Source organism: Colwellia psychrerythraea (genome assembly GCF_000764225.1).
Taxonomy (GTDB): domain Bacteria; phylum Pseudomonadota; class Gammaproteobacteria; order Enterobacterales; family Alteromonadaceae; genus Colwellia; species Colwellia psychrerythraea_D.
Genome location: NZ_JQED01000024.1, coordinates 91,584 through 117,424 on the forward strand (window position 1 = coordinate 91,584; position 25,841 = coordinate 117,424).

A 25,841-nucleotide genomic window follows, 5' to 3' on the forward strand; every position below is an offset into this window, starting at 1 on the left:
ATAATGCAAAAGTATCGTTGAACGACGGCGCCTGCACACATATCTATTTAATTATGTTGGTACAATTCTAGTGGTAAGTCATCAGGATCACTAATAAAGGTAAACTGCTTGCCCGTAAACTCATCCACTCTTATAGGCTCAACCTCAACACCCAAACTTGCTAAATGATGACAAACTGCTTCAACATTCTCAACAGTAAAAGCCAAGTGCCTTAATCCTTGAGCCTCTGGGTAGCTTGGTCTTTTAGGCGCACTAGGAAAGGAAAACAGCTCGATTTGAGTGCCATCAGCTAAGGCTAAGTCTAATTTATGAGAATCTCGATCTGCTCGATAGTTTTCTGCAACAACTTTAAAACCTAGAATTCGAGTATAAAAGTCTTTCGATTTTTCATAATCAGAGCAGATAATAGCTGCGTGATGAATACCATTTAACACATTATATTTCCTATACTGTAGCTCTACAGTAGTTGACTGAACAATTGTCGACAATGTTAAATTGATGAGTGCATTGATTGCATGCACACTTTAACTTTTAGTGAAGCTAAGGAAGTCTCTGCTGTATCATAACCAAGCTTGATCATTTCATCAGCACGATGAAACTCTAAGGTTCCACATGCATTGCGCGCTATTTCAACAAAATAATCTGCTGGATATGCCGCTAATTTTTGTCGAGCAATAGTACTTTGCATTGCATCGAACGCCTGATTGACAACATCATAAGCGCCCCATTCATTTGAGTTGTGTAACACCGTTTTACTCTTAAACCTTGCTAAAAAACTATCTAATTTACTCTTAGGCTCATCATCGATGAGAGTTACCTTAGTTTCAGTCGCGTTTAACGTTTCAATACTACCACCTAAATTTACTGCAATTGAGAAATCAGTGCTATCACTGAACGTAGGTGCAATGGGTACCGGGTTAAGAACACCACCATCAATTAGATCTACGCCATTGTAATGGAAAGGAGTAAAGAATAGTGGCAGTGAAATAGAAGCCCTAATCGCGCTAAATAAACTCCCTGAGCTTAACCATATTTCTTTTTCATTAGCTATATCAGCAGCAACTGCAGTGTACTTAATGGGGAGATCTTCAATATTGATATCTCCGACTAACTCAGTAAGGGTTGCAATTATTTTGTCCCCTTTAACCAGACCATTTTTTTGCCATGACAAATCTAGTAGGGTAAAAATATCAACTTTACTGATATCTCTTACCCAGTGTTCAAATACATCAAGTTTACCTGCCGCATAAATGCCACCAATGAGTGCGCCCATTGAGCAACCTGAAATAGAAGCTATTTCAAAACCCTGCTCTTCTAACCAATGTATAACACCAATATGTGCAAGTCCTCTTGCACCACCACTACCCAACACAAGGGAGATAGAGGTTTTCTTATTTTCTGACATCCATTTTCCTTTTCATTACTCTCTAGTGATACTTATCTAAATACATAATTTAAAAATTAGAACGGTTGCTTTTCATGGGATGGTAGATCTAAAGGCAACTTAAACCATGCTTGTTTTTCACTGGTCCAAATATGCATAGTGGGTTGTATGACTCTAGTATCTTCTAAAGTACTTGGCTTTAATTTTATTTTATCAGGAAAATTTGGATTGAAATGATAAATACGATTACCACAACAAGGACAAAATTTTGCGCCGTTTGTATTACCATTATCTGCCAAGCGACTCCAATCAGACATTTCTCCAGAAAAAACAACATCGCTAGCATTTACTACGGCAGTAATACTAAAAGCACTGGTTGATAACTTTTGACATTGACGGCAATGGCAAGCTGCGACCATTAGTGGTGCAGCTAATAATTTATAGGTCACCTGTCCACACTGACATGCGCCTTTTATAGGATAGTTAATTTCGAGCATATTACTTCCTTATTAGTAGGTATGATAATACTATAGAGTGAAAAGAAAACGCTGCCAACGATAAATTAGTAGAAAAATAACAGCTAAAATTTTGGCAAAAAAAAACCCACGTAATATTTACATATTACGTGGGTTTTCTTGTGTAGTTACTTACTTGCTTATTACAGAAAGAAAGTGGCATCCCTAAGGGGATTCGAACCCCTGTTACCGCCGTGAAAGGGCGGTGTCCTAGGCCTCTAGACGATAGGGACACTGATTGATTTAACTAATAACACTAAATCATTTCAAACTATCTAGCAGATCACTCTGCTGATTCAATTTATTCAAGGATAGTATAAAACCATTGATAAATTAAAACTCTAAATCTCTTATTGTAAATAATGTACTTAAAATACATTATTCAACAGTAATAAGATAACTGCATGCTCCCTTTAATCCTTTCTTTTAGGTGGATTAAAGTGGCATCCCTAAGGGGATTCGAACCCCTGTTACCGCCGTGAAAGGGCGGTGTCCTAGGCCTCTAGACGATAGGGACACAGAACTAGCTAATCGCTATTTCAGAACAGCTTAATTTTTTAAAAGTTCAAGCAACTTTATTTAATTCTCATTCTCAAAAGAGAATTGGCATCCCTAAGGGGATTCGAACCCCTGTTACCGCCGTGAAAGGGCGGTGTCCTAGGCCTCTAGACGATAGGGACACAGAACTAGCTAATCGCTATTTCAGAACAGCTTAATTTTTTAAAAGTTTAAGCAACTTTATATAATGCTCATTCTCAAAAGAGAATTGGCATCCCTAAGGGGATTCGAACCCCTGTTACCGCCGTGAAAGGGCGGTGTCCTAGGCCTCTAGACGATAGGGACACAGAACTAGCGTTTTCTAAGTGTACTTCGTTAGTTTTGTGTTAGGTGAGTGTTGTTCCTGTGAGACCGAACGACTTTACCCAATACAGAACTAGCTAATCGCTATTTCAGAACAGCTTAATTTTTTAAAAGTTTAAGCAACTTTATTTAATGCTCATTCTCAAAAGAGAATTGGCATCCCTAAGGGGATTCGAACCCCTGTTACCGCCGTGAAAGGGCGGTGTCCTAGGCCTCTAGACGATAGGGACACAGAACTAGCTTTTACGAAGTATACTTCGTTAGTTTTGTGTTAGGTGAGTGTTGAGCCTGTGAGACCGAACGACTTTACCCAATACAGAACTAGCTAATAGCTATTTCAGAACATTGCTTAATGTTTTATAAGTTTAAGCAAACTTAATTGCCCTTACCTCACCTATAAATAGAAGAGATAAAGAAATAGTGGCATCCCTAAGGGGATTCGAACCCCTGTTACCGCCGTGAAAGGGCGGTGTCCTAGGCCTCTAGACGATAGGGACACAAATTAGTGTTTATATTAAAAATAATATTAACAAACCAATTAAACTATCTATTTTTTAAAGATAAAAACTCAAGAGTTTAATATCAATAAAAAACCTAATATGGTGGAGCTATGCGGGATCGAACCGCAGACCTCTTCGCTGCCAGCGAAGCGCTCTCCCAGCTGAGCTATAGCCCCGAAATATTCGAGTCGTTTAATAACTGGCCTAATAGCTATCAAACATGCTCTCAACCAGTGGACCTAACACTTGCTGAAAACGAGGCGCATTCTAAGCAGCAGCTAAGAAACTGTCAACACTTATTTGTAAAAAAAAGCATTTAATTAGAAAGAAATGCATTAACTGATCGCTTAATAACCATCATGCTTATTTATTATCTAATTTAGACTAACTCTCTGTAATGTTAGTGTAATTATTAGACAGCAATAAAAGCATGTCATCTGTCGCTAGCATCTTAATTGTTCTGGTCATTAATTAAATTCACTGAATGTTATCTGATTTAGCGCATTTAATAATATTCACTCGAAAAATATCATTTAATCTTGATGAATCCCTCTACTCAAATTAAAGGTATTCACTATGTCAACTTTACTAACTAGCTAAGATATAACATGCAAGCTTCAATAATGGCTTTTAAGGCACTCTCCCCTTCACTTTATAAGCTATGCATCGAAGTATATTATTTTCCTTACGCTTAGTTACTTTATCTTTCTGCTATTTAACGGTATGGTTTGTCTAACTTAGCCATACAATAATAAAAGCAGTAAACCGTATGCAGCTCAAAAAACTTAATATTGTCGCTATTGGCGGCGGACACGGTTTAGGCCGTGTGCTTTGCACCCTATCTTTTATGGGTAACAAACTTACTGGCATTGTCACAACTACAGACAATGGTGGATCAACAGGTAGATTAAGAAAAAGAAGTAGTACAATTGCTTGGGGCGACTTGCGCAATTGTTTAACTCAATTAGTTGATCAAAACTCAATTGGAAGCCAGCTATTCAATTTTCGTTTTGAAGGGAATGATGAGCTTGGTGGGCATAACCTTGGCAATTTAATTCTATACGGTCTAGGAAGAGTACAATCGAGCCCAATGGATTCTATTAAACTTGTACGTCGAATATTGCGCGTTAAAACCCAAGTATTGCCAATGTCAGAAACGCCAACAGACTTAATGGCCTTCTACCCTGAAGGACGTTGCCGTTTAGGTGAACTTTCTGTCGATGAAATGCCAATAATGCCAACCGATTTAATGCTGGCACCGTTAGTTAAATCGGTTAAGCCCTGCATTAGAGCTATTGAAAATGCAGATCTTATTATTCTAGGCCCCGGTAGTTTTTTAACAAGTGTAGTGCCACCGCTTTTAGTTAGGGACATCACTAAAGCGTTGGACAAACGTAAAGGGCATTGTGTTTTTATCGACAATATTGTTGCTGAACAAAGCCCAGCAGCAAAATTAACATTAGATGAAAAGCTTAACTGGATTGAAAGAAATATCGGCTGTATGCCGATTGATAGCGTTATTTGCCAAGATGAGAAAATCAGCTCAGATCGAGTGAATATCATTTGCCAAGACTTGACTCACAATAAAGTGCCGCATCATCACGATACTGAAAAACTTATTCATGCGCTAGAAACTTGCCTAAACAAAATTTCTAGCCCTACTAACATAGAAATAGCGAGTTAAACTCGCTATTTCTATGTTAATAAACCCTCATAACAACTTGCGTTATGCTTTCTCGTCTTGACTGATACGACTGGCCACAGCGCCTTTTTGATCTCTATATTTAGCATCTTCGCGTTTATTATAAGGACGTGCAGCGCTTGATGACATAGTTTCAAAGTTTAACGCAGCTATTTTCATTTTTGGGCGGAGTGCTAACGGAAGTTTGCCACTATTAAAGAACTCTAATACGATTTGACCAGACCAACCGGGATCAATACGGTGTGCAGTAACATGAACCATTAAACCTAAACGCGCTAATGATGAGCGCCCATCTAACCAGCCAACAATGTCATCAGGCAATGTCACTGACTCATAAGTTACTGCCAATGCAAGCTCACCTGGGTGCAAAAAGAAAGCCTCCCCATCAGCAATGAAAACTTCATCACTCATAATTGAGTTCATGGCTGCTTGGACTTCACCTTTCGGAGCACTTAAATCAATGTAAGGGGCAGTATGATCTTGAAAAACTCTAAATTCATTGCCTAATCTAATATCAACACTAACACCTGAGATCATTGAAGTGTCAGGTTTTGGCTCGATAACGATCTTCTCATTATCAAGGTATTGCTCTATATCTTTATCACATAATCTCATAATGACTAATCTTTACCTTAGTTGCGCTTAAGTGCGCGTTGTTATTGTTGCTGTTAACGGGCTTGCAGTGTCACACTGTAAAAACAATTGCGCCGAAATATTTCGGGCTATTTTACGATAATGATTGGCTATTTCACCAGCGCTATTTTCAATAATGTCAGATTCACCAAAATCAGCATCTTGTCTAATAGCAATATCTAAGGGTAATTGACCCAATAAATGCGTTGCATGGTCTTGTGCCATATGTTCACCACCAGCTTCACCAAAAATATGACTTTGATGACCGCAATTTTCACAAAGGTGATAGCTCATATTCTCAACAATCCCTAAAACAGGCACTTTAACCTTGTCGAACATGGCAATACCCTTAACGGCATCAATTAAGGCAATATCTTGTGGTGTTGTCACTATAACTGCTGCTGCAACAGGAACTTTTTGCGCCAAGGTTAATTGAATATCTCCTGTACCAGGCGGCATATCAATCAGTAGGTAATCAAGCTCTGGCCAGGCTGTTTCATTCAATAATTGGTTAAAAGCAGAACTAGCCATAGGGCCACGCCAAACAGTGGCGTCGGCTTCATCAACGAGAAAACCAATAGACATAGCACTCAACCCTTTGGCATCTAATGGCGTCATCAACTTGCCATCACTAGAACTTGGCTTTTCATTTTTTAGACCTAGCATGGAAGGAATGGATGGGCCATATATATCCGCATCCAAAACCCCTACTCTAGCCCCTTCACACATTAAGGCATAGGCTAGATTTACCGTCGTGGTTGACTTACCTACTCCACCTTTGCCTGAGGCAATGGCAATTATATTAGCGACCTTACCTTGCCCAGCTTCATTTTTATCATTACCCAATGAAAATTGACGCACAGGTTTTATCGCTAAGTCAATTTCAAAGGTAACAGTGCGCGCTAACTGCTCACTTAAGGTTTGCGCGATCAAATCTAATTCACCTTGACAGACAAATGGCATAAGTAACTTGATGGTGATTTTTTTCTTTTGGCTGATGCTCAGTTCCTGACAAACAGATAGAACACCTTGCGGAAAATTATCGGATTTATAATGCGATAATGTGTCTTTAATAAACTGTTCAATCTCAGCTGGGCTAAGTGTTTCACCGTTTGATTTAACGTCAGTTTTAGACGTTTTTTTTGAAAAAATTTTACCAAACATTGTCATTTGGAGACCTTTATAAGAGAAATAGCGAAATTAGTTGCATTCAACTAATGAAAATCATCAGTAAATTCTGTACTATTGCCGACATTATTACCATCAAAAACAACTATTTTTCATGTCTGACACTACATTATCTGAATCTGCATCAAACTCAGCTTCGCAAAAGCGTAAAATTCTAGTCACTTGTGCCTTACCATATGCTAATGGCTCAATTCATTTAGGCCACTTACTTGAACATATCCAAACTGATATTTGGGTACGTTTTCAGCGCATGCGCGGCCATGAAACATATTTTGTTTGTGCTGATGATGCGCACGGCACGCCTATCATGCTTAAAGCACAAGAATTAGGTATCACTCCAGAAGAAATGATCAATGGAGTACGCGAAGAGCATATGGCTGATTTCGCTGACTTCCATATCAGTTTTGATAACTACCACACCACTCATTGTGAAGAAAATCAGGCATTATCAAGTGATATTTACAATAAATTACATGCCAAAGGCCATATTAAAACGCGAGTTATTTCTCAGTTATATGATCCTGAAAAGGGCATGTTTTTACCTGATCGTTTTGTGAAAGGTACTTGCCCTAAATGTAAAAGTGAAGATGAAAACGGCGATAGCTGTGACAATTGTGGTGCAACCTACTCACCGACAGAGGTTATTAACCCTCGTTCGGTCGTATCCGGCGCGACCCCTGTATTAAAAGATTCAGAACATTACTTTTTTGACTTACCAGCATTTGAAGGCATGTTAAAAGAATGGATCCGCAGTGGCGCTTTACAAGAAGAAATGGCGAACAAACTAAGTGAATGGTTTGAGCAAGGTTTAAAGCAATGGGACATCAGTCGTGACGCACCATATTTTGGTTTTGAAATTCCTAATGCACCAGGTAAATTCTTCTATGTTTGGTTAGATGCACCTATTGGTTACATGGGTAGCTTCAAGAATCTTTGTAATAAAGATTCCAGCATAGATTTTGATAGTTTCTGGAAAGACGGCTCTGACGCTGAGCTTTATCACTTTATTGGTAAAGACATTATTTATTTCCACAGCTTATTTTGGCCTGCAGTACTTGAAGGCGCAGGTTACCGTAAACCTACCTCAGTTTTTGCTCACGGTTTTGTTACCGTTAACGGCGCTAAGATGTCTAAGTCTAAAGGCACATTCATCAAAGGCCGCACTTATTTAGAGCATTTAAATCCTGAGTATTTACGTTATTACTACGCGGCTAAATTAACCAGCCGTATTGATGATTTAGACTTAAACTTGGAAGATTTCGCCCAACGCGTGAATTCTGACTTAGTGGGTAAAGTTGTTAACATCGCTTCACGTTGTGCAAGTTTTATTACTAAACGTTTTGATGGCATGTTATCAACTAAGATAGATAATCAAGAGCTTGCCGATGAAGTTATGGCGGCAGGCGACAGTATTGCAGCTCATTATGAATCTCGTGATTTTGGTCGTGGTATGCGTGAAATCATGGCTCTTGCTGATAAAGTTAATGAATATATTGCGGTGAAAGAACCATGGCAGTTAGTGAAAGATGAGACCAAGCAGCAAGAAGTACAAGATATTTGTTCACTTGGCATCAATATGTTCCGTACCTTAGTGATCTATTTAAAGCCTGTATTACCAGTACTTGCAGACAGCACAGCAGCTTTCTTAAATGACGAGTTAATGTGGGATGGACATAAAACCTTATTAACGAATCATAAAATCAACAAGTTTAAAGCGTTATTACAACGTGTTGACATGGACAAAGTTAATGCAATGACAGAGGCATCGAAAGACAGCTTAGGTGCGCCGGCTGAGGAGAAAAAACCAGCCAAGAAAAAGAAAGCCGCTAAAGTAGTTGATAACTCTGCTGCATTGGCTGATCCTTTGGCTGCCGACCCTATCTCTGATGAAATTGAATTTGATGATTTTGCTAAAATCGATTTACGTATCGTTAAAATTATTAATGCTGAGCATGTTGAAAAAGCAGATAAGTTAATACAACTAACGTTAGCACTTAATGAAGAAGGCACTGAAACTCGTCAAGTTTTCGCAGGTATTAAGTCAGCCTACAAGCCTGAAGATTTAATCGGAAAGCACACTGTCATGGTAGCTAACTTAGCACCACGAAAAATGCGTTTTGGACTATCTGAAGGCATGGTACTTGCTGCTGGTCCTGGTGATAAAGACTTATGGATATTAAATCCAGACGATGGCGCTAAAGCGGGTATGCGAGTTAAGTAATAACTTAAGTAAAGATACTTAACAAAATAAAAGGTATGGTGTTTCACTATACCTTTTTTATTATCTAACGCTTTATAGCTCATACCAATATTGTTAAGTTTGACCTTGTTTTGCAAAGTAAATATTAAATTATTAACATTGGTATAAGACCAAAGGAAACTGTATGTACTTCTCCTCTACCCCAACAACACTTTTAAAATCTGCCCTATCGGTTGTTTTCTTTTCATCAATGCTTGGGGGATGCACTGGTAACTATACTTTTGAAAGTAATGTAAAAGCCGAGAATGCAAAAGAGTACTTTAGTGCCAGTAAAGTTAAAATTTATACTGATGAACAAGCGTTTGGCGAAAGTTATCAATATGTCGGTTTAGTTGAAGGAGAAGATTGCCAAAAAGAGCAGCACCTTGCTGCACCAGATCCGATAAATGCGCGTACACAAGCAAGACAAACCGCTTACCTACAAAAAGCTAACGCCATTATTTTTACCAGCTGTGTCGATATAGAAACCAAACATTGCGTCGCTCAAGTTGTTTGTTACGGTAAAGCATATCGCGTTGCTACGCCTAACGAGCAAGCAGAACAATAACATGTCAAAGACAAGCGAAAGCGCTGATGATGTGCAAAGTTTTCAGTTTGATGCCATAGGCGTCATTGAGTCGCCTTATCAAGAGAAGTTTGCTATTCCTCGACAGCCCAATTTAGTCAGTGCGGCAAAAGGCAGAATTATGTTGACTGGCTTAGCAAATAATAGTGAGTTAGTTAGAGATATTGAACAATTTAGCCATCTGTGGGTAATCTTTGTTTTTCATGGCACGCAAGATCAAGGGTGGAAACCTTTAGTACGTCCCCCTCGCCTTGGTGGCAATGTGAAGACGGGAGTATTGGCCACTCGCTCTACTTTTCGACCAAATCCCATTGGCATGTCTGTGGTGAAACTTGATAATGTTGTTACTAATAAACAGCAAACTATTTTACATATCTCTGGTTTGGACCTATTAAATGGCACACCCATTGTCGATATTAAGCCTTATGTGCCCTATTCTGACGCCATAACTGATGCCAATGCTGGGTTTGCCCAAGAGCAACCAGATACATCGTTAACGGTTATATTTAGTGAGCAAATGCAAGCAGATCTCATCAAGTATGAACAAGATGATTGTGATCTTGCATTACTCATTGAGCAAGTGTTAAAACAAGACCCCAGACCAGCATATAAACGCGGAAGAGCAGATGATAAAGTTTATGGTATGAGTTTATATAACTTGAATATCCAATGGCAAGTAATTGCATTAGACACCATATTAGTCCTTAACATGACACAAGTAGATAAGTAGTCTTGAGCAATTAAACAATAAATTAAGCAGCAACTTGAGCTGCTTGTTTTATTACTCGACAGTCGCTCAGTTAACGCCAGTGAAAGAGATAATCATGACACAATATATTATTCAAAAAGCGCTACCTATCGAACAATCAGTACCTACAAGCAATGCTGACCCAGACGAAAAAATAGAGAGCTTTAGCCCTAATTGGGATGCTATAGATGCCTTGGAAATTAATGATTACCCCTGGTATAAAACGGGTAGAAAACAAAATACACAAGTTAAACTAAGCGCGAATAGTGAAACATTATTCATGCAAATTATTGCCCAAGACCACTACAGTTTTGCCAAACAGACCGAACTTAACCATATGCTTATCTGTGAAGATTCTTGTGTGGAATTCTTTTTTAGCCCTTCAGGAGTGCTTGGCAGTAGCTATGTTAATTTAGAAGTCAATTGTTGTGGCACACTTCACCTTGCTTATGGCGAAGGACGTGAAAACCGTCAATTTATCGGCCTTGAAGCCGCGAGTTTAATCCAACGTAAAAGCAGTATTAGCTCGCCAGTTAAAATAGAAAGTGAACACGATAAAGAATGGTGTGTAGAAATAGCGCTCCCCTTTACAGCGATTGAACAACTGACTGGCGAAAACGTGAATAAAGCGAAGTGGTTTGCCAACTTCTATCGCTGTGGCGGTAGAACCGAGCCACAATACGCCGTATGGAATAATATTGATGTACCAAGGCCAGATTATCATCGACCTGAATACTTTGGCCAATTAGTGTTTGCCTAACGCCCTTTCGACAAATTGATGCATGTTACAACAATGGCTTCCTTGCAATGATCTGGGCAATCGCTTGTTTTCCTGAACCATTATTTACCTCAGCGTTTTTTGCATCAATGACGCCTTCAAAACTATAAATAATGTGCCAATCAGCAAACAGTTCAGCTAACTCTCCATGCTTTAACAAAAAATCAGGATTTTTAGGTCGGCCAAATTGTGGCTGATCTACGGTAAAGGTTTCATAAACCACATAGCCACCAGAGATAACCGCTTGTTTGATTTGTTCAAATAGAGGTCGATGTAAATAACGAAAAACTATAACTGCTGAAAAAGACTTATCTGCTAAAGGTTTTAAATTATCTTGTTCAAAATCTATTTGCCAAAAGTTCACCATCGATTTTTCCTCGCAATGATGACGAGTTATTGCATTTTCAACCTGCTCTAGCGCCGACTCTTTGATATCAGCAAAGACCACTGGGATATTTTGATTTACTAGGTAAAGTCCATTTCTGCCACTACCACAGGCAAGATCAAGCACTGGTGCTTGCCTAGTTGCTTGATGTAATAACTCAACAGCTTTTTCTACTAACGGGGAGTGACTCAAGTGAAGTTATCCTTTGGTGTTGTTTAATGAGGTAATTTTTCTACCATGAATAAATGAATAATAACGCACCGAACTCGGTGCATGAGAGATCATGCCTGAGATAATAATTATCGCAACTAAGCAATACCAAGCATATTCATCAAAAAAGAAAACACAGGTAAGCAGGGCCAATTTAATGTACAAAGCAAGCGCCCTGATTTGTACAAACCAGACAAAATTAGATAATGCTTCAAAGCTCAATAAACCTAAGCCACTGACAATAGTAATGCCCCAATAAACATCTTGTTCTGTTGCCGTTAAAATTGAAGCAAAAACCCCTGCAAAGCCAACTAAGTGGACTGTACGTAAGGATATTTTTAACCAGCGTTTACCGGTAAAGTTAGCAATAATAGACAAAGGCACTTCACATTTTAAAGAAAGATTCAAACTGTACAATAACTTATTATAACTAGCTGTTATACCCATTTCATTAAGTTGAATTAAGATGTAATTGTATGAAATTTTCAGGTGAAATAATAATGGCTATTACTTTAAACGCCTATCTTCACCTTAAGAGAGCTATTAAAATCAAAAAAGCACTCAATAGCTTAAACTACTGAGTGCTTTTTATTTAGTCTTTATTCAGCCGTAACAACGACTAATTAATATCGAATCTCGACTAGTGGTCGTGACCACAGCTACTATCGGCGCTGTGCACATGTCCGTGTGTTACTTCTTCTTCAGTCGCTTCACGCACATCTACGATTTCAATATCAAAGGTCAACACTTTACCTGCTAATGGTGGGTTAATATCAACAGTAACCATGAACTTACCCACTTTCACTACGGTAACTTGACGTTGGCCTGCATCCGTTTGCACTGCCGCAGTCATGCCTTTTTTCCATTTAGCATTTTTGCTCACTAAACCCTGTAAGTGCTTAACTGGTACACGTTGCTCTAAGCCTTCCTGATATTCACCGTAAGCTTCTTCCGGTTGTAAAGTTACCGAAAATTTTTCACCTCTTTCTTTACCGGCTAACGCTTTTTCCAAACCTGGTAAGGTATTGTTAGCGCCATGTAAATAAGCTAAAGGCTCATGACCGTCTGATGATTCTATTTCTTCACCCGCTTCATTTTTAAGGGTGTAATGAAAGTGGGCAACGGTTTTATCAGCAATTTTCATAGTAATCTCTTCTCTAATACTTTTGTTAATATTTAAGCGAATACTCAAGGTAGAACTTGAATTGAAACTTAAATTAAATACTTGCGGTGTAAAAATAATATTTAATATTATGGTGAGCAGTGTACCTTGCTTGACTGAGTAATCAAGTCAATTTGACACCCTGTGCTTATGAGCCTACTTTACGACCAGAGTAGTAAGATAACGACACTTAATACAATCAAAAACATACCTAGATACTCTTTTACGGTAATCGTTTCTTTAAACACGCGATAAGTTAACGCTAAAGTAATAAAAAACTCCACTTGTCCCAATGCCTTTACATAGGCCGCATTTTGATAACTCGCGCCAGTAAACCAACCTATTGAGCCTAATACACTAGTAATGCCCACAAATAAGCATAATCGCCAGTGCTTGAGCATAAGAGATAATTGTGACTTATCTTGAAGATACACGTAAATGAGTGAAATAAGTGATTGCACGGTGATCATAAATACCAAAGTGACTGCAGCACTAACCATCAAATCGGTATTTAGCGCTAAACTTGACTCTCGAATAAGTAAAGTTGTTATCGCTAAGCCAAGGCCTGCCGCTAAACCGTAACCCATGCCAATAAGTCCTTGGGAGTCAGCCAAAATATCTCTTAAGTTAAAGCGCACTTTAGACACTAAAAAGACACCTACAACACCGATGACAACACTAAACCAACCTAAACCAGACAATGTCGCGCCAAAAACCAAAGCGCCGACTATCGCCACTTGGATCGCTTCGGTTTTAGCTAAGCTAGTAGCGACAGCAAAGTTACGGTAACGAAACGCAGCAACTAAACAGGCAGTACCCCATATTTGCATCACACAAGCGATTAAAGCATATTGTAAAAAATCATTATTAAGCTCTGGTACGACGACTTGTCTAAAATCAAGCATCCACCACAAGTAGGCCCATGCAAAGGGTAAGGCAAAGAAATAACGCACCCCGGTAGTGGCCATTGAATTGAGCTTACCCGATAATTGCTTTTGTCCTGCGGTTCTTACAGCCTGCATTGTTGCGGCGAGTAAAGTGAAATAAATCCAAACGTCCAAAAATGTATCCTTATACCTAAATATTTTTAGCTAAAGCTCTCAGCATGAAATTCATATTGTTTATCTAAGCTGCTAACTCCAAGCCCGCTAAGTTTTTTCACTTTAATTTGCACGCCAATGCGTTCTTTTAAGGCATCAACGTGACTGATCACACCAATCATTTTACCACTCGCATTTAGGTTATCGAGTGCATCAAGAGCAACCTCAAGGGTGTTATTATCCAAAGTGCCAAAACCTTCATCGAGAAAAAGAGAGTCGATACTGGTTTTATTACTGACTAAATCTGACAGTGCTAACGCCAACGCTAAACTTATTAAGAAGCTTTCACCGCCTGATAAGGTTTTAATATCACGTGCAGTATCCCCCTGCCAAGTATCGAGCACTTCTAATGCTAAGCTATTATTTTGTTGACATTGAAGCTGATATCGACCAAAGAGACGTTCTAATTGTGCATTGGCAAGATGGACTAAATTAGCCAAGGTTAAACCTTGGGCAAACTTTCTAAATTTTGCGCCTGTGGCTGAGCCAATCAACTCATTAAGGTGGCTAAGATCATCCAAAGAATCTTTTGCTAATTTAATTTCTTCTAACAAGATTTTCTGTCGACTTCTGTTACTATTATCCTGTTTGATTTGTTGGCTAAACTGTCCAGTATTTTGCTGACATTGTTTCAACAAATCGGACAAATTCACCAAGGATTCTGACACTGAACTTTCAACAAAATCGACAACTCCTTCTTCACTCAACTGACCCCTTTGAACACTCAATTCAAGCGCTACTTTTTCACTTTGTTCCAGCAAAATTTTTGCTTGTTTTTTACTGTCATCAATGTCATTAGCAAGCTGAGTTAAATTCTGTTTTTTCTCTGCGCTCAACAGTGCTAATAAAAACTGCTCTTCATCAGGAAACACACTGTCGGAAAGTAATGCTAACCAGTCTTTATCTGCCTTGTCATTTTTCGGAATGACACTATCCAATAAAGATTTCGACGTGGTTAATTGCCCTTTATAAAGCTGTTGAGTTGATTTTTTTGCATTATGCTGCTGCTCAGCTGCAGTAAACTCAGCCTCACTCAACTCTCGTTGACTATTGACACTTTCTTTTAATAAAACAGAGTCTTGCATATATTTATCGGTAACACCTAGTTCAACAAAACTAGTAACGCGTAACGCTACAGTCTGCGATAACTCGCTCTCTTGTTGCGCTAATTGGCTTTGCATCTGGTTAACTTGATTTTGCTGCTGAACAACTTGCTGATTTAACAGGCCTAGGTCGTTTACCAGACTATCAAGTTGAGTTTTAGCTGCTTGATGTGTCGTTACAGTTTGCTGATAGTCAGCGCTCTGAGTCGTCAATAATTCAAGCCAATTATCATCAATACATATGTCTAGCTTCTGTGCTTTTTCTTGTTGCAGTCTTTGTTCATTCTCTTGCTCATTATTGCCATTCAATGGCAGTGTAATTTCAGTCGTTACAATGTCTGTTGATAACTGAGTATTTAGTGTCAAAAACGTTTGCTGTTGCAGGCGTAAATCTTCGCTAAATTTATCTTTTGAATCTTGTTGATTTTTGTCTTGTTCTTGTAATAGTTGTAGCTGATTAAACAGCGTCGACAACTGCTTTTCACCTTGGCTAATTTGCTCATTATTTTGCTGTTGCTCTTGACTGTTTTCTTGCAAGGAGCTCTGCAATAAAAGCAACTCTTCAAGCTGGCCAAATACTAGGGTTAATTGATGATTAATTAACTGCTCAACATCACCATTTTGTAATGAAAGTGACTGCTCATTCTGGTTTAATAAAACGTTCTGATTAATATCAAGCGATTGCCAATTTTGCTCTATACTGCTTTGTTCGCTTGTTATGGCTTGCAAACGATTTGTCTGCATTTCAAGTTGCGCAGTTAAGTTCGCTTGCACGCTATTAAGCTCTTTACCCTGTTTTTCAAGTTGTGCTCGCTCACGTGTTAATTGACTTAAACGCTGTTGATGTACATCACTATCAAGTGCTTGATATTCATCAATCGCAGGGTGATCTGTTGAACCACACAAGGGGCAAGACTCTTCAGGCTGAAGTTTTGCTCTATGTTCACTCAGCGCCATAATGGTTTGCTGCTGAGCAAGTAAGGTTTCTACATCTTTTTTCTGCTGTTGCGTAGCGCTATAACGTTGACGAAGTTGTACAAGATCTTGCCCAGTGATGACCAGCTGTTGATTATCTTGGCTCTGCTGGGCAGATAACACCTGTTGTTCTTGAATAAGAACATGAAAACGCTGTGCCAACTGTTGTGCTTGTTTTAGCGCGAGTTGTTGATTTTGGCGATCTAGGATCGCTTGGTTGAGCATGCCGCTGGTTAACTCAGAGGCTGTGCCATCACTTTTATCATTACTTTTTTCAACGTTCGAGAGTATAGCTTGAGCGACATGACTATTTTGTATCAATTGCTGTGTTTTTTCAGCCATTAGCTGTCTATGGCTATTGAGTTGTTTTAATTCACCTTCACTTTGGCTGATCTGCAGTTGTTGCTCTTGCTGCCTAGTTTGTATGGTTAATAACGCTTTTTCAGTGTTATCTTGCTCGTTGATTAATGCCACAACATTTGCTTGCAGTTGACTTAACTGCTGGTATTGGTTTTTCCATAGCGGCAATTTTTCTGGTAGTTTCGCGAACGCCTGCCCTTGCGATAAATACGCTTGTTGCTGTTGAACTGTCTCTATTGCTTTTTGATGCTCTGTTTCTAAGACAATCAGCGCCTTAGTATTCACACCAAGTGTTGTGCTTTGTGCAGCTATAGTGTTTTTTGATTCGGTTAATGCGTTTTGTTGGTGGCTAATGCTATGGTCAAGTGGCAGCACTTTGTCATGTAATACTTGCTCAATAATCTTACGTTGTGTTTCAGCCTCACCCTGGCGATTTTTAAGTAGCGTTAGCGCTTCATCACTCACGACAATATCTTGCTCAAGTATCGCCAATTGCTCTGTTTGACTGGTTACTTGTTGTAAGGATTGCTGAAATTGCTCACGATAATGCACCATCTTTTCATAGGGTGCTTTAATCGGCTCAGCTAAAGACGACAAGGACAGTAAATCGAGATCTTCTTTTGCAGCTAATTCTTTCTTTTCTATTTCAAGCAGTTGTGTTTTCGCTGCTTGCTGGTTTTGTTCATTAGCTGAAAAGCTTGCGCACCAAGCTTTAACTTGTTGCGCTTTTTGTAGTTGCGCATTTAGCGCTTTTTCTTGCTCAGTTGTTTCTATCAGCTGTTGTTCAAGCATCTTTACTTGTTCATCATCAAGTAAGGTGACACCCTCGCTTCTACTTTGTAGCATTTTTAAATCAACGCTTGCACTACGATGATTATCAAAAACCTGCTTAGATATATCACCGTATATTTCTGTACCGGTAAGTTGCTCTAATAATTCTGCACGATCATCCGGTCGGGCATTTAAAAACGCAGCAAAATCGCCCTGAGACAACATCATAGATTTGGTAAAACGTGAGAAATCAAGCCCAGTTAATTCGCTTATATCACTGCGAACCGTTCTAAGTTTGTCTGACACTATGGTGCCATCAAGTTTAGCTAACTCTGCAACAGGCTCTAATAAATTACCATCAAGTTTGTTACGGGCGCGTTTTTGGCTCCAAAAAGCTCTATACCCTTGGCCTTTAACTTCAAATTCAACCTCACTCATGCAATGACTTGTGTGGCGAGTCATTAATTCATTTTGCTTCTTAGAGACACTTAAACGTGGCGTTTCATGATATAGCGCTAAACAAATGGCATCGAGTATGGTGGTTTTACCAGCGCCAGTCGGTCCAGTAATCGCGAATAAACTATTATTATCAAAAGGGGCTTCACTAAAGTCTATTTTCCAACTGCCTTTGAGTGAATTGATGTTCTCAAAGCGTAAACTTAATATTCTCATAAATTTGATTGCTCTAACGATTCAGGCGTAATACTGTCTTTTTCGGTGCTAACACTGTCTTTTTCAGCGATAATAGGTTCTTTGTCAGCATTTGTGCTCTCTTCTTCAGCTAAAACGCTTTGCGTTGTTGCCTCTTTCTCCGCTGAGGTACTAGTCTCTTGCCCTTTATTCGTATCACTTTTTTCATTCGAAAAAGCAGTCGCTTGTTTCCGCTTTAAGGATAATTCAACCGAAAGCTCGGCAAATAGCTGTGTTAAGCGTGTTTTGCGAGCGACTTCTTCATCTGTTTGCCACTCGAGTTGTGATAAGCGTGAATCGAAGACTTCCGTTAACGATAATTCACTCAAGGTGCTATTGTCTTGCTGTGATAATTGCGCTTGTCGTCGTTGGCGCGCTTTTTTACAACGTCGAACCAATAACACTTCAAGAGGCATATTAACGGCTATTTCACTAACCCGCTGCGATAAATCACTTAAGTGATCACCATTATCAATTTCAATATCAAGCCAGGCTTTCATATCTTTAGGCAAATTTTCCGCTGCTTGGCGCTTTTCAAAAGCGACCAGTGTTTCTTGTAGTGAAGCTTCAAGTTCATCGACCGATGTTTTCACCATGTATAACGGTTGAAAACACGGCACAATTACATCTTCTACTTGGCTAAGTTTTCCCGACGTAAACTCCACCATCAACACACGTTTATCTTGCTTGGCTTCATCAAAACTTAACGCAATAGGCGAGCCACAATAGCGAATATGCTCTGATTTCGCCACCTGCTGTGCTCTATGAATATGGCCAAGCGCTATGTAATCTGCCGGAGGAAAAGCACTGGCTGGAAAGGCTTCTAACGATCCAATATAAATATCTCTAACAGAGTCACTTTTACTGTCACTTATTGAAACGCCTAGCGCCGTTAGATGGCCGGTTGCTATAATGGGGACCGCAATGCCCTCAGCTTTTTCATACGCGTCAGCTTGCTTGCGTGCCTGTTGATATAAATACTGATAATGATCGCTAATCGCTTGTTGCAAACTCTGCTGCTTATCACTGGCCGACTGCCCTGCTCGGCTTTTGATCACATCACGGGGACGAACAAAAGGAATAGCACAAATGATGGCAGTGGTTTTGCCACCAGCATCCTGTAAGGGAAATACCTGTTTTGACAGAGTCTTCTCATCAAGTTCACCATCACTAAGTGATGCGGGTATTACCTGGGTAATGACACGAGTAGACAAACTTGCCAGAACCGTTTGAGACTCAGACAACATAGCCACAGAGTCATGATTACCAGCTAAGACAATAAGTTGGCAATTGCTTCCTTGTAATCTCGCGATAAAATCAAAATACATTTCTCGAGCATAACTTGGCGGTGTTGAGGTATCAAATATGTCACCTGCGACAATAATCGCATCAATGTTATGTTGAGCAACTTGTGTTAATAACCAGCTAAGAAATTGTTGATGCTCATTGGCGCGGCTTTTGCCGTAAAAATATTGGCCAAGATGCCAATCTGAGGTATGAATAATGCGCATAAAAACGGTAAGAGACTGTGCAATGGAGAATTATTCATTAGTTTACCTGAACAGGTAAACTAAGTGTAGTAACGGATATTTAATCTGTTGTAGAAGTTAGCTTCAACTGTAGCCGCGCGAAAAAAATGAGAAATGAACCCGCTAAGATTGAGAACCCCACCTCTCACGCTGGCTCACTTATAATGAGAATAAACCGCTAATATTGAGAACTGTTGTTTGCTCTTTTTACTGAATAGCTCTGCTTACATATAGGGATTAATTTTAAAAGGTGTTTAATCTTGGTTAAACACCTTTTAAATAACGCTTAAACCTCATCCCACTCTATAGAGTTTCGACAATGATTCTTATCAAACCAAAATAGTGTATTGATGATTTTCTCTAATGAGAGCCAGTACCATTTATTTGTTTTCTTAGCACGGTAACCGACTCTACCGCTTATTGTGTGGTCTTCATTTCCATTGAGCAGTAATACGTTAAATAACTGATCAACTGCTATTAATAATCGTAAAATATAACTTTTTTCATTTTTCATAAATCACCTAATTAAAAAGCGCATTCCTTGCAGCTAAAAACTGCAAAGCAAAGTTAGAGAATTCAGCAAAGTTATCAAGCCTTATTGATACCGTACCGCTAGCATTATCAGCAATAAAGTTAGTCGGAAATATATCGTCACCCGCTAATTCATAACCCGCCTTAATACTGACTAAACCGTCTGAATTATCTTTATTTAAGCTGACTTGATAACCGTTTATTTTAACCCCTTGCTTTTTATTATATGAATCAAACAAAGCCTTGTTTGCTGACTTAAATTCATCAACTGTTAGCAAAGCTGGTCGGATTGGCTCATCTGGTAAGTCTTTTGGTTCGGCGAAAACATCGTCACCGTTTTCGGCTACAGCGACAACAGGTAAATTAGCGTTAAATTCAAGTATTGCTATGTGTTCATTGTAATCAGCTAGCCAGTGCCACTGCCTTAATTCAATGACTCCTGCACAAAAGCGATCAATCGTTTCTACCTTTGCATTTTGCGCTATTTGCGCTTGTAACGCTTCTAAGGTTTTTGTTATTTGCTTTCGAAGCAATGGTTTTTGGTTAGCATCAAATAAGGTGCTGCCATCAGCATTCTTTTGATAAAAATAAGATAAGTCCATTTTGATTCCTAAAGCTCGTTAATGAAATAAGGTAAAGCGGTTGCTCTAATGTTTGACCCATCAATAACACCTGCATCGTCGCAGTTAAATAGTAAATACGCGACACTATCTTTTACGCCAATAGCAGTAGAGTACTTAACAACAGGTGTTAGCGTTTCTGGAGTATGGCTAATAACATCGCTGGCAGTTTTAGTTATGGCTAATTCTTCGCTTGGGTCGGTGCCTGTTGCAATTTGACTACTTAATGAACTTGTTAAAATTGCATCAGCATTATTATTGGTGGCATAAACGGGTGACCAGTCGGTTAACTGAGTAATACCTGTTGTATTTTGTGTAAAGTGCGCTTGGGTTTCATAGAAAGAAAACCTAACCCTATTTGCAGTGAAATTTGAGTAAACATGATTGAGTTTATCAACTGTAGACCCACCTGTACTAAATGTAACACCGTCATCATCGCTCCAGGTATTATCAACAGTCGCAGATAATACTTTTCGACTATAAGGGAATGAATGGTAAGTACCATCAGAGATAACAGGGATCCATTCTCCCTCAAGACCTTCTGCACCGTAAAATTTTGAATCAGACGTAGTAAATAAAGCCACTATATGCGAGATTTCACCAATGATATTAGTCCAAGTAGGGCTAGCCTGTTGATGGATTTGTTTTTCTATCAGTACGACCCCAGTAATTTCTTCCCTAGCGGTAACATTGACAGTTACGTAGAAAGCATCATCACCAGATACAGAGTCACTAGTCGTATAAGGCTCGATTACATTCCCCCTAAGTAGATAGACTGTTGTATTAGGGCTGTACTTAGAAGCAATACCTGAGCCAGCAATACTGATTTTGGAGCCAGTGCCTGTGTCATCTAAACTCGTAATGTAAAACCTAGTGAAAGGCACCCCCTCGAATCCCCGCAACTCACCAGATATTGCTTTACGCTTATAATTATAATGTAACTCTTCAACAGGCTGTTTACGGCTAGACATGCGTAAATCGAATACATCGCTTGAGTCTATAGCATCGTAGAACTTTCCATCTTTACGGCCTGATGATGTCCCAACATTCCCGCCATAATCAGATGGCCCGAAATCCCCAGCTGAAGCGTCTACTTGGTTTTTTAAGTCGAAACAATCAGACGTACTTTGCATGTTAACACCTGCTACATGCCACCCTCCCGTGAATGATGGGTTAACCGAAGAAAAACGGTAAGGTTTAGTGCCAAATTTGTTTAAATGCTTATGATATCCTCCTTGATTTCTTCGTTGAACAAGTGCGATAGGTATTAAATGACATTCACCGTTATGTCCGTAAAAATCATCCCCATTAAGTGCGCCAAGACTTGTGCCAGCGCTATTAGTTGATAGCGCTGAGTATAGCCCTAAGATAGAGCCTTGTTTTTCTGTGGTATACTTCCTTTCTGAACTGCCTTTACCAACAAACCAGCCGTAATGCCGCTCACCAGCTAAATAACCATAATCAGATAAGTCACCACCTAATATTGAAACCTGTTTTCCTTGCGGTTTTACCCTTTTGCTTGGTGAATATCTTACAGGTGTATTTGTTGCTTCAATCCCTACAGATTGCCAAGCATCACCCAGACCCGCAACCACACGAATACGATAGCGAGCTTGCACCAACTCACCATCGTCACTGTATATTTTGTTCTTATGGTCTTGCACAAACAAAGCTTTCTGTTCATCAGTTAAAGTTGACCAAGTAACACCATGGCCTCTGGTTACTGCATCCCATTCACCTAAAGCAGAATAACGTTGGTCTACTCGTGTATTACTTAGTGCAACACCCTTCCAAGTTGATTTACCGTATTGAACGTTGCCTAACGGGTATACTATGTCCTTGTCGCTAATTTTTTCATGGAATGGCTCTATAAAAGCAAAATCTTTTCTTGATAAAATGCTCGCGCTAAGAGATGTGCCGCCTGCTACAATTGCCGCGGCCAAATCCACAAAGCGCCCCGTACCGTCTGATTTATCTAACCCATCTGGTGCTGGTGGGAAGTTAATTACAATATTATTGTATATTGGGTCACATCCCTGACCCACTAGATTAATATGATGTTCCACCCCATTCGCCATAACTATAGGGTAGTCGCTAATAGATACACCTGACTTATCTTCAAAAGAACGGCCCATTCGGATTGTGTTCGGTGACGTGTATGCTGCCCACATACCTTCATTAACTGAGGCTATAGGATTGTGTTGTTGAGACTTACCCCACTCAGCGAAGCCACTAAGTACATTTTGCGCTGCTAAAGTTAAAAGCTCAGATTTAGTCATCGCTTGCACTGACCCCGTCAAGCCGTTTAATTGACTAATAAGCGCGGTTACCTGGTTAGTTAAGTAACCATACGGTACGGTTTCAATGCTGGTAGTTTGGCCCACAGCAATATCTAATGTTGGGGTAGTAGCGGTTAATAAGTCTTTTAACTTAGTTAATATGCCGCGTGTAACATCATTTAATGAAGTCATGGCTTGTACTGACTCGTAAATTTTTGCAAAGGTAGGGAAAATAAACAACCCTTTATTACTGAGCGTTGCACCAGCCCATGTTTCGACTAAGGTTAGCGTTGAATCGCCGTTCTCATCAGGGGCCGTACCACTGGCAACGGGTAAAACATATAAGCCATTGTCTAACGCCACTAAATAATCATTAGCTTTAGAAAAATCAACATGCTCCCCCGTTACGGTAATTGTTTTACTGTTATTAGCCAGCGTTGCCGCTGTCGCCTTTATGTAAGTAATCGTCATTTTTAACCCTCTGAAGTAGTAATAGATAAACGTTGTGTTGGCGAATAAGACGAGGTGGTAAGCAATCCTGAGCGGCTAGTCATTCTTAATCGGTAGCGACGACTCGCAGTCGTTTTTTTGTTGTCTGTGTAAGTAAACGACCCACCTAAATTCTGGTGCTTTACCGCGCGCCATTTTTTTGATTCTCGCTCATACTCTGAGCCTGATATTGTCCCTGTGCCTGTGTAGCTCATCGTCTGGCGAGCCACCCAAGAACCTCCAACATATTCCTCTAATCGAATTGAACAATAAGGGATTGGCGGGACTGTGGGGGCTGTTGCTGAAAAATAGTTATATTGACTACTTAACGTTACTGAACAGGCGATAGCAATAGAGCCGCCATTGCTGCCAAACGAGCCTAAGTCGACTATCGCTGTTGTTGATAATGACGAGGTAGCCAAGCTGTTATTTAGCGTTCCTGAGACAATAGCGCCACCAAAATACGCCGAACCATCGGCCTTTAAAAAGCTAATAGCGTTAGACTCTTTGATTTTGGTAAAATCAGGGTCGCCGCTGCCATTTAGTAACTTAGGGCCAAACCATTCAATAAATTGATTGCTTGAGCCAAAGGCGTTGGCACTTGATAGCCGCATATGTGTTGCGCCGATTAAGTTAATGCTGCCCTGAAAAGCAAAGCTTCTTTGTGCCGCTGACCAGCGAAAATCAACATTATTCGTTATCGGGTTAGTAAATTGTATTTTATCGCCCATGATGTCGATAATGCTTTGGCTCGTATCACCGGACATATAAATACCCGTCACTTTGCCGTTAATATTTACCCCTAAGAAAACTTGCGCCTCTAAATCACCGATATCATCACTTTGCGCATTCATCGTTAGTATGGCGGCGGCACTCTTGGTTTCTTCTGAACTAACACGAGCGGCAAGGTTAGATAGTGCGGTGGTGCTGGCTTTACTTGCTACCGTTTGGTTAGTCGCGGTTATTTCACTGTTTCTGGTAGTGGCTTCGTCTTCAATCGCTGAGATAAGGTTAGTTAATGCCGTGGCCGTGGTTTGCTTTTCATCGGTAATAGTTTGATTAACAGTATTAATCGCACTGTTTCTTGCCGTGTTTTCGTCTTCAATCGCTGAGATAAGGTTAGCTAATGCCGTGGCGGTGGTTTGCTTCTCATCGCTAATGGTTTGATTAACCGTATCAATAGCACTGTTTCTGGTTATAGTTTCATCTTCAATCGCTGAGATAAGATTAGCTAATGCTGTGGCCGTAGTTTGCTTTTCATTGGTAATAGTTTGATTGACGGTATCAATAGCGCTGTTTCTGGCCGTGGTTTCGTCTTCTATCGCTGAGTTAAGGCTAGATAATGCCGTGGCGCGGGTTTCACTTTCATTTGCAACAGTTTGTTCAATAGACGAAATAGCGCTATCTCTTGTGCTGGCTTCGTCTGATATTTTACTGTTTAACTCGCGGGTAAGCGTTGCCTTGGTTTCTCTGGCAGTAGATAACACATTTTCATTCGTGGCTAGGCTACTTAGTGATTGCTCAAAAGCGGCCACTAGCTTTTTAGTGCTGCTAGCTTCGGCTTGTACTTCGTTTACATCACTGGTTATTTTTTCTTGCACTAACGCTAAATCAATATTGCGCTCTAATAAATCGGTTAGCTGAAAATCATTACTTAATGTTTGTTGAAACGTGGCCCAATCGTCAAACTGAGCGGCAAAACTTTGTTCGGTTAACGTATTGCTAAGTCTGTCTAGGTTTACCGAGACTTGTGTGGTTTTAGTCAGTAAATCGGTTATATCAGTATTGCCAAGCAATAAACTAATATCATTTATGTTTTGGTCAATTTTGCTATGCGCCGCAGACAAACCGCTATTACTATTAGTGACCTGGTTAATAATGCTGGTTAAGCTGCCGTTTAAGGTATCAACGAGCAATTTATAGTTAGTAAACTGCTCATAACTGACCTTGCCGCCCTCTACTAATATTTGCCCTAGCTGTTCGTTAATATCTAAAACAAATTGGTCGGTGTCGCTCAGCTTTTCAACCATAGCGATAAACGCGCTATTGGTATCACCTTGTGAGCTGAGCAAGTCCATGCCTAATTGCTGGTAAGTCGCTTGCAACGCGGCAATGTTGGTTTCATCTAATTTAACGTTATTTAACGCTAACTCTTGCGCCTTAATATCTTCGACAATGCCATCTAGTAAAACAGGTAATGTTTCTTCAGTGGGAATACTTTCAACTTGCTCAAGCAGTGCGGTCACTTCACTTGTAAAATTTGATTTGCCTAAGTTATTCGTAGCATTGGCAATATCATTAGCAATCCCTTCATAGTCGGTAACATCAGCGCCACTTTCAGGTATCTCTTCCCAGCCAGCTTCATCTAAAATAGTGGCTGACTCTTTAGTGAACGTAATTGTTCTTACTTGAAATACACGGCTGTTTAATCGGTTTATTGCCGCAACGACAACTTGATAGGTGCCAACAGGCACGCCATTTATCTTAATCGACTTTTCAGCGG

General features: G+C 39.8%; 20 protein-coding genes and 7 tRNA genes. 5 read left to right on the forward strand and 22 right to left on the reverse strand.

Annotated features, from left to right (window positions below):
• Positions 1 to 47: 47 nt before the first annotated feature.
• From gloA2 to ND2E_RS10805, 10 genes are all read right to left on the reverse strand, one after another.
• Positions 48 to 434: an SMU1112c/YaeR family gloxylase I-like metalloprotein gene (gene gloA2, locus ND2E_RS10850; protein WP_033093883.1), complete on the reverse strand. Its 387-nt coding sequence runs from the start codon at positions 432 to 434 to the stop codon at positions 48 to 50.
• A 56-nt stretch (positions 435 to 490) separates the two neighbouring features.
• Positions 491 to 1,405 carry a patatin-like phospholipase family protein gene (locus ND2E_RS10845; RefSeq protein WP_052056528.1) on the reverse strand — a complete coding sequence of 305 codons (915 nt, stop codon included), beginning with the start codon at positions 1,403 to 1,405 and terminating at the stop codon, positions 491 to 493.
• Positions 1,406 to 1,461: 56 nt separating this feature from the next.
• Complete coding sequence (locus tag ND2E_RS10840) at positions 1,462 to 1,881, reverse strand: GFA family protein (protein WP_033093884.1); 420 nt, start codon at positions 1,879 to 1,881, stop codon at positions 1,462 to 1,464.
• Positions 1,882 to 2,056: 175 nt separating this feature from the next.
• Positions 2,057 to 2,132: transfer RNA gene (locus ND2E_RS10835), tRNA-Glu, on the reverse strand.
• A 208-nt stretch (positions 2,133 to 2,340) separates the two neighbouring features.
• Positions 2,341 to 2,416 (reverse strand) — tRNA-Glu (locus ND2E_RS10830).
• 87 nt (positions 2,417 to 2,503) lie between these two features.
• Positions 2,504 to 2,579, reverse strand: a tRNA-Glu gene (locus ND2E_RS10825).
• A gap of 87 nt (positions 2,580 to 2,666) precedes the next feature.
• Positions 2,667 to 2,742 (reverse strand) — tRNA-Glu (locus ND2E_RS10820).
• A gap of 172 nt (positions 2,743 to 2,914) precedes the next feature.
• Positions 2,915 to 2,990, reverse strand: a tRNA-Glu gene (locus ND2E_RS10815).
• A gap of 191 nt (positions 2,991 to 3,181) precedes the next feature.
• Positions 3,182 to 3,257, reverse strand: a tRNA-Glu gene (locus ND2E_RS10810).
• Between the two features lie 103 nt (positions 3,258 to 3,360).
• Positions 3,361 to 3,436, reverse strand: a tRNA-Ala gene (locus tag ND2E_RS10805).
• Between the two features lie 593 nt (positions 3,437 to 4,029).
• Between ND2E_RS10805 and ND2E_RS10800 the strand changes: the two genes are divergently transcribed.
• On the forward strand, positions 4,030 to 4,944 hold the full coding sequence (locus tag ND2E_RS10800; protein WP_033093885.1) for a gluconeogenesis factor YvcK family protein: 915 nt from the start codon (positions 4,030 to 4,032) through the stop codon (positions 4,942 to 4,944).
• A gap of 42 nt (positions 4,945 to 4,986) precedes the next feature.
• Here the strand turns inward: ND2E_RS10800 and dcd are convergent, their stop codons facing one another.
• Both dcd and apbC read right to left on the reverse strand, forming a co-directional pair.
• Positions 4,987 to 5,577 (reverse strand): dCTP deaminase, encoded by a 591-nt coding sequence (gene dcd / locus ND2E_RS10795; RefSeq protein WP_033093886.1) that lies wholly within the window; start codon positions 5,575 to 5,577, stop codon positions 4,987 to 4,989.
• A 27-nt stretch (positions 5,578 to 5,604) separates the two neighbouring features.
• Positions 5,605 to 6,765: an iron-sulfur cluster carrier protein ApbC gene (gene apbC, locus ND2E_RS10790; protein WP_033093887.1), complete on the reverse strand. Its 1,161-nt coding sequence runs from the start codon at positions 6,763 to 6,765 to the stop codon at positions 5,605 to 5,607.
• 112 nt (positions 6,766 to 6,877) lie between these two features.
• On the opposite strand from apbC, the gene metG reads away from it, so the two are divergent.
• The 4 genes from metG (at position 6,878) to ND2E_RS10770 (ending at position 11,116) form a co-directional block, all read left to right on the forward strand.
• A complete protein-coding gene (metG, locus tag ND2E_RS10785; RefSeq protein ID WP_052056530.1) occupies positions 6,878 to 9,004 on the forward strand; it encodes a methionine--tRNA ligase in 2,127 nt (708 codons plus the stop codon).
• 163 nt (positions 9,005 to 9,167) lie between these two features.
• The gene (rcsF, locus tag ND2E_RS10780; protein ID WP_033093888.1) at positions 9,168 to 9,590 is read left to right on the forward strand and encodes an Rcs stress response system protein RcsF; all 423 of its coding nucleotides are present in this window, start codon (positions 9,168 to 9,170) and stop codon (positions 9,588 to 9,590) included.
• Between the two features lies 1 nt (position 9,591).
• Complete coding sequence (tsaA, locus tag ND2E_RS10775; RefSeq protein ID WP_033093889.1) at positions 9,592 to 10,338, forward strand: tRNA (N6-threonylcarbamoyladenosine(37)-N6)-methyltransferase TrmO; 747 nt, start codon at positions 9,592 to 9,594, stop codon at positions 10,336 to 10,338.
• A 94-nt stretch (positions 10,339 to 10,432) separates the two neighbouring features.
• Positions 10,433 to 11,116 carry a carbohydrate-binding family 9-like protein gene (locus ND2E_RS10770; RefSeq protein ID WP_033093890.1) on the forward strand — a complete coding sequence of 228 codons (684 nt, stop codon included), beginning with the start codon at positions 10,433 to 10,435 and terminating at the stop codon, positions 11,114 to 11,116.
• Between the two features lie 25 nt (positions 11,117 to 11,141).
• On the opposite strand, the gene ND2E_RS10765 is transcribed toward ND2E_RS10770, so the two are convergent.
• The 10 genes from ND2E_RS10765 to ND2E_RS23090 form a co-directional block, all read right to left on the reverse strand.
• Positions 11,142 to 11,711: a methyltransferase domain-containing protein gene (locus ND2E_RS10765; RefSeq protein WP_033093891.1), complete on the reverse strand. Its 570-nt coding sequence runs from the start codon at positions 11,709 to 11,711 to the stop codon at positions 11,142 to 11,144.
• A 6-nt stretch (positions 11,712 to 11,717) separates the two neighbouring features.
• On the reverse strand, positions 11,718 to 12,137 hold the full coding sequence (locus ND2E_RS10760) for a hypothetical protein (protein WP_150113741.1): 420 nt from the start codon (positions 12,135 to 12,137) through the stop codon (positions 11,718 to 11,720).
• Between the two features lie 232 nt (positions 12,138 to 12,369).
• Positions 12,370 to 12,873: an FKBP-type peptidyl-prolyl cis-trans isomerase gene (locus ND2E_RS10755; RefSeq protein ID WP_033093892.1), complete on the reverse strand. Its 504-nt coding sequence runs from the start codon at positions 12,871 to 12,873 to the stop codon at positions 12,370 to 12,372.
• A gap of 179 nt (positions 12,874 to 13,052) precedes the next feature.
• Positions 13,053 to 13,952: a DMT family transporter gene (locus ND2E_RS10750; RefSeq protein ID WP_033093893.1), complete on the reverse strand. Its 900-nt coding sequence runs from the start codon at positions 13,950 to 13,952 to the stop codon at positions 13,053 to 13,055.
• A gap of 26 nt (positions 13,953 to 13,978) precedes the next feature.
• Complete coding sequence (locus ND2E_RS10745) at positions 13,979 to 17,872, reverse strand: SbcC/MukB-like Walker B domain-containing protein (protein WP_033093894.1); 3,894 nt, start codon at positions 17,870 to 17,872, stop codon at positions 13,979 to 13,981.
• Positions 17,869 to 19,401, reverse strand: a complete 1,533-nt coding sequence (gene sbcD, locus ND2E_RS10740; protein WP_033093895.1) for an exonuclease subunit SbcD — start codon at positions 19,399 to 19,401, stop codon at positions 17,869 to 17,871. Before sbcD ends, ND2E_RS10745 begins: the two co-directional genes overlap by 4 nt.
• Positions 19,402 to 19,705: 304 nt before the next feature.
• The gene (locus ND2E_RS10735) at positions 19,706 to 19,933 is read right to left on the reverse strand and encodes a hypothetical protein (RefSeq protein WP_052056534.1); all 228 of its coding nucleotides are present in this window, start codon (positions 19,931 to 19,933) and stop codon (positions 19,706 to 19,708) included.
• Between the two features lie 7 nt (positions 19,934 to 19,940).
• Positions 19,941 to 20,552, reverse strand: coding sequence for a hypothetical protein (locus ND2E_RS10730; RefSeq protein WP_033093896.1), 612 nt, complete (start codon positions 20,550 to 20,552; stop codon positions 19,941 to 19,943).
• A gap of 8 nt (positions 20,553 to 20,560) precedes the next feature.
• Positions 20,561 to 23,320, reverse strand: coding sequence for a hypothetical protein (locus tag ND2E_RS10725; RefSeq protein WP_033093897.1), 2,760 nt, complete (start codon positions 23,318 to 23,320; stop codon positions 20,561 to 20,563).
• 2 nt (positions 23,321 to 23,322) lie between these two features.
• Positions 23,323 to 25,841, reverse strand: a 2,519-nt coding sequence (locus tag ND2E_RS23090; protein ID WP_033093898.1) for a hypothetical protein, incomplete at its 5' end; no start/stop codon positions are given.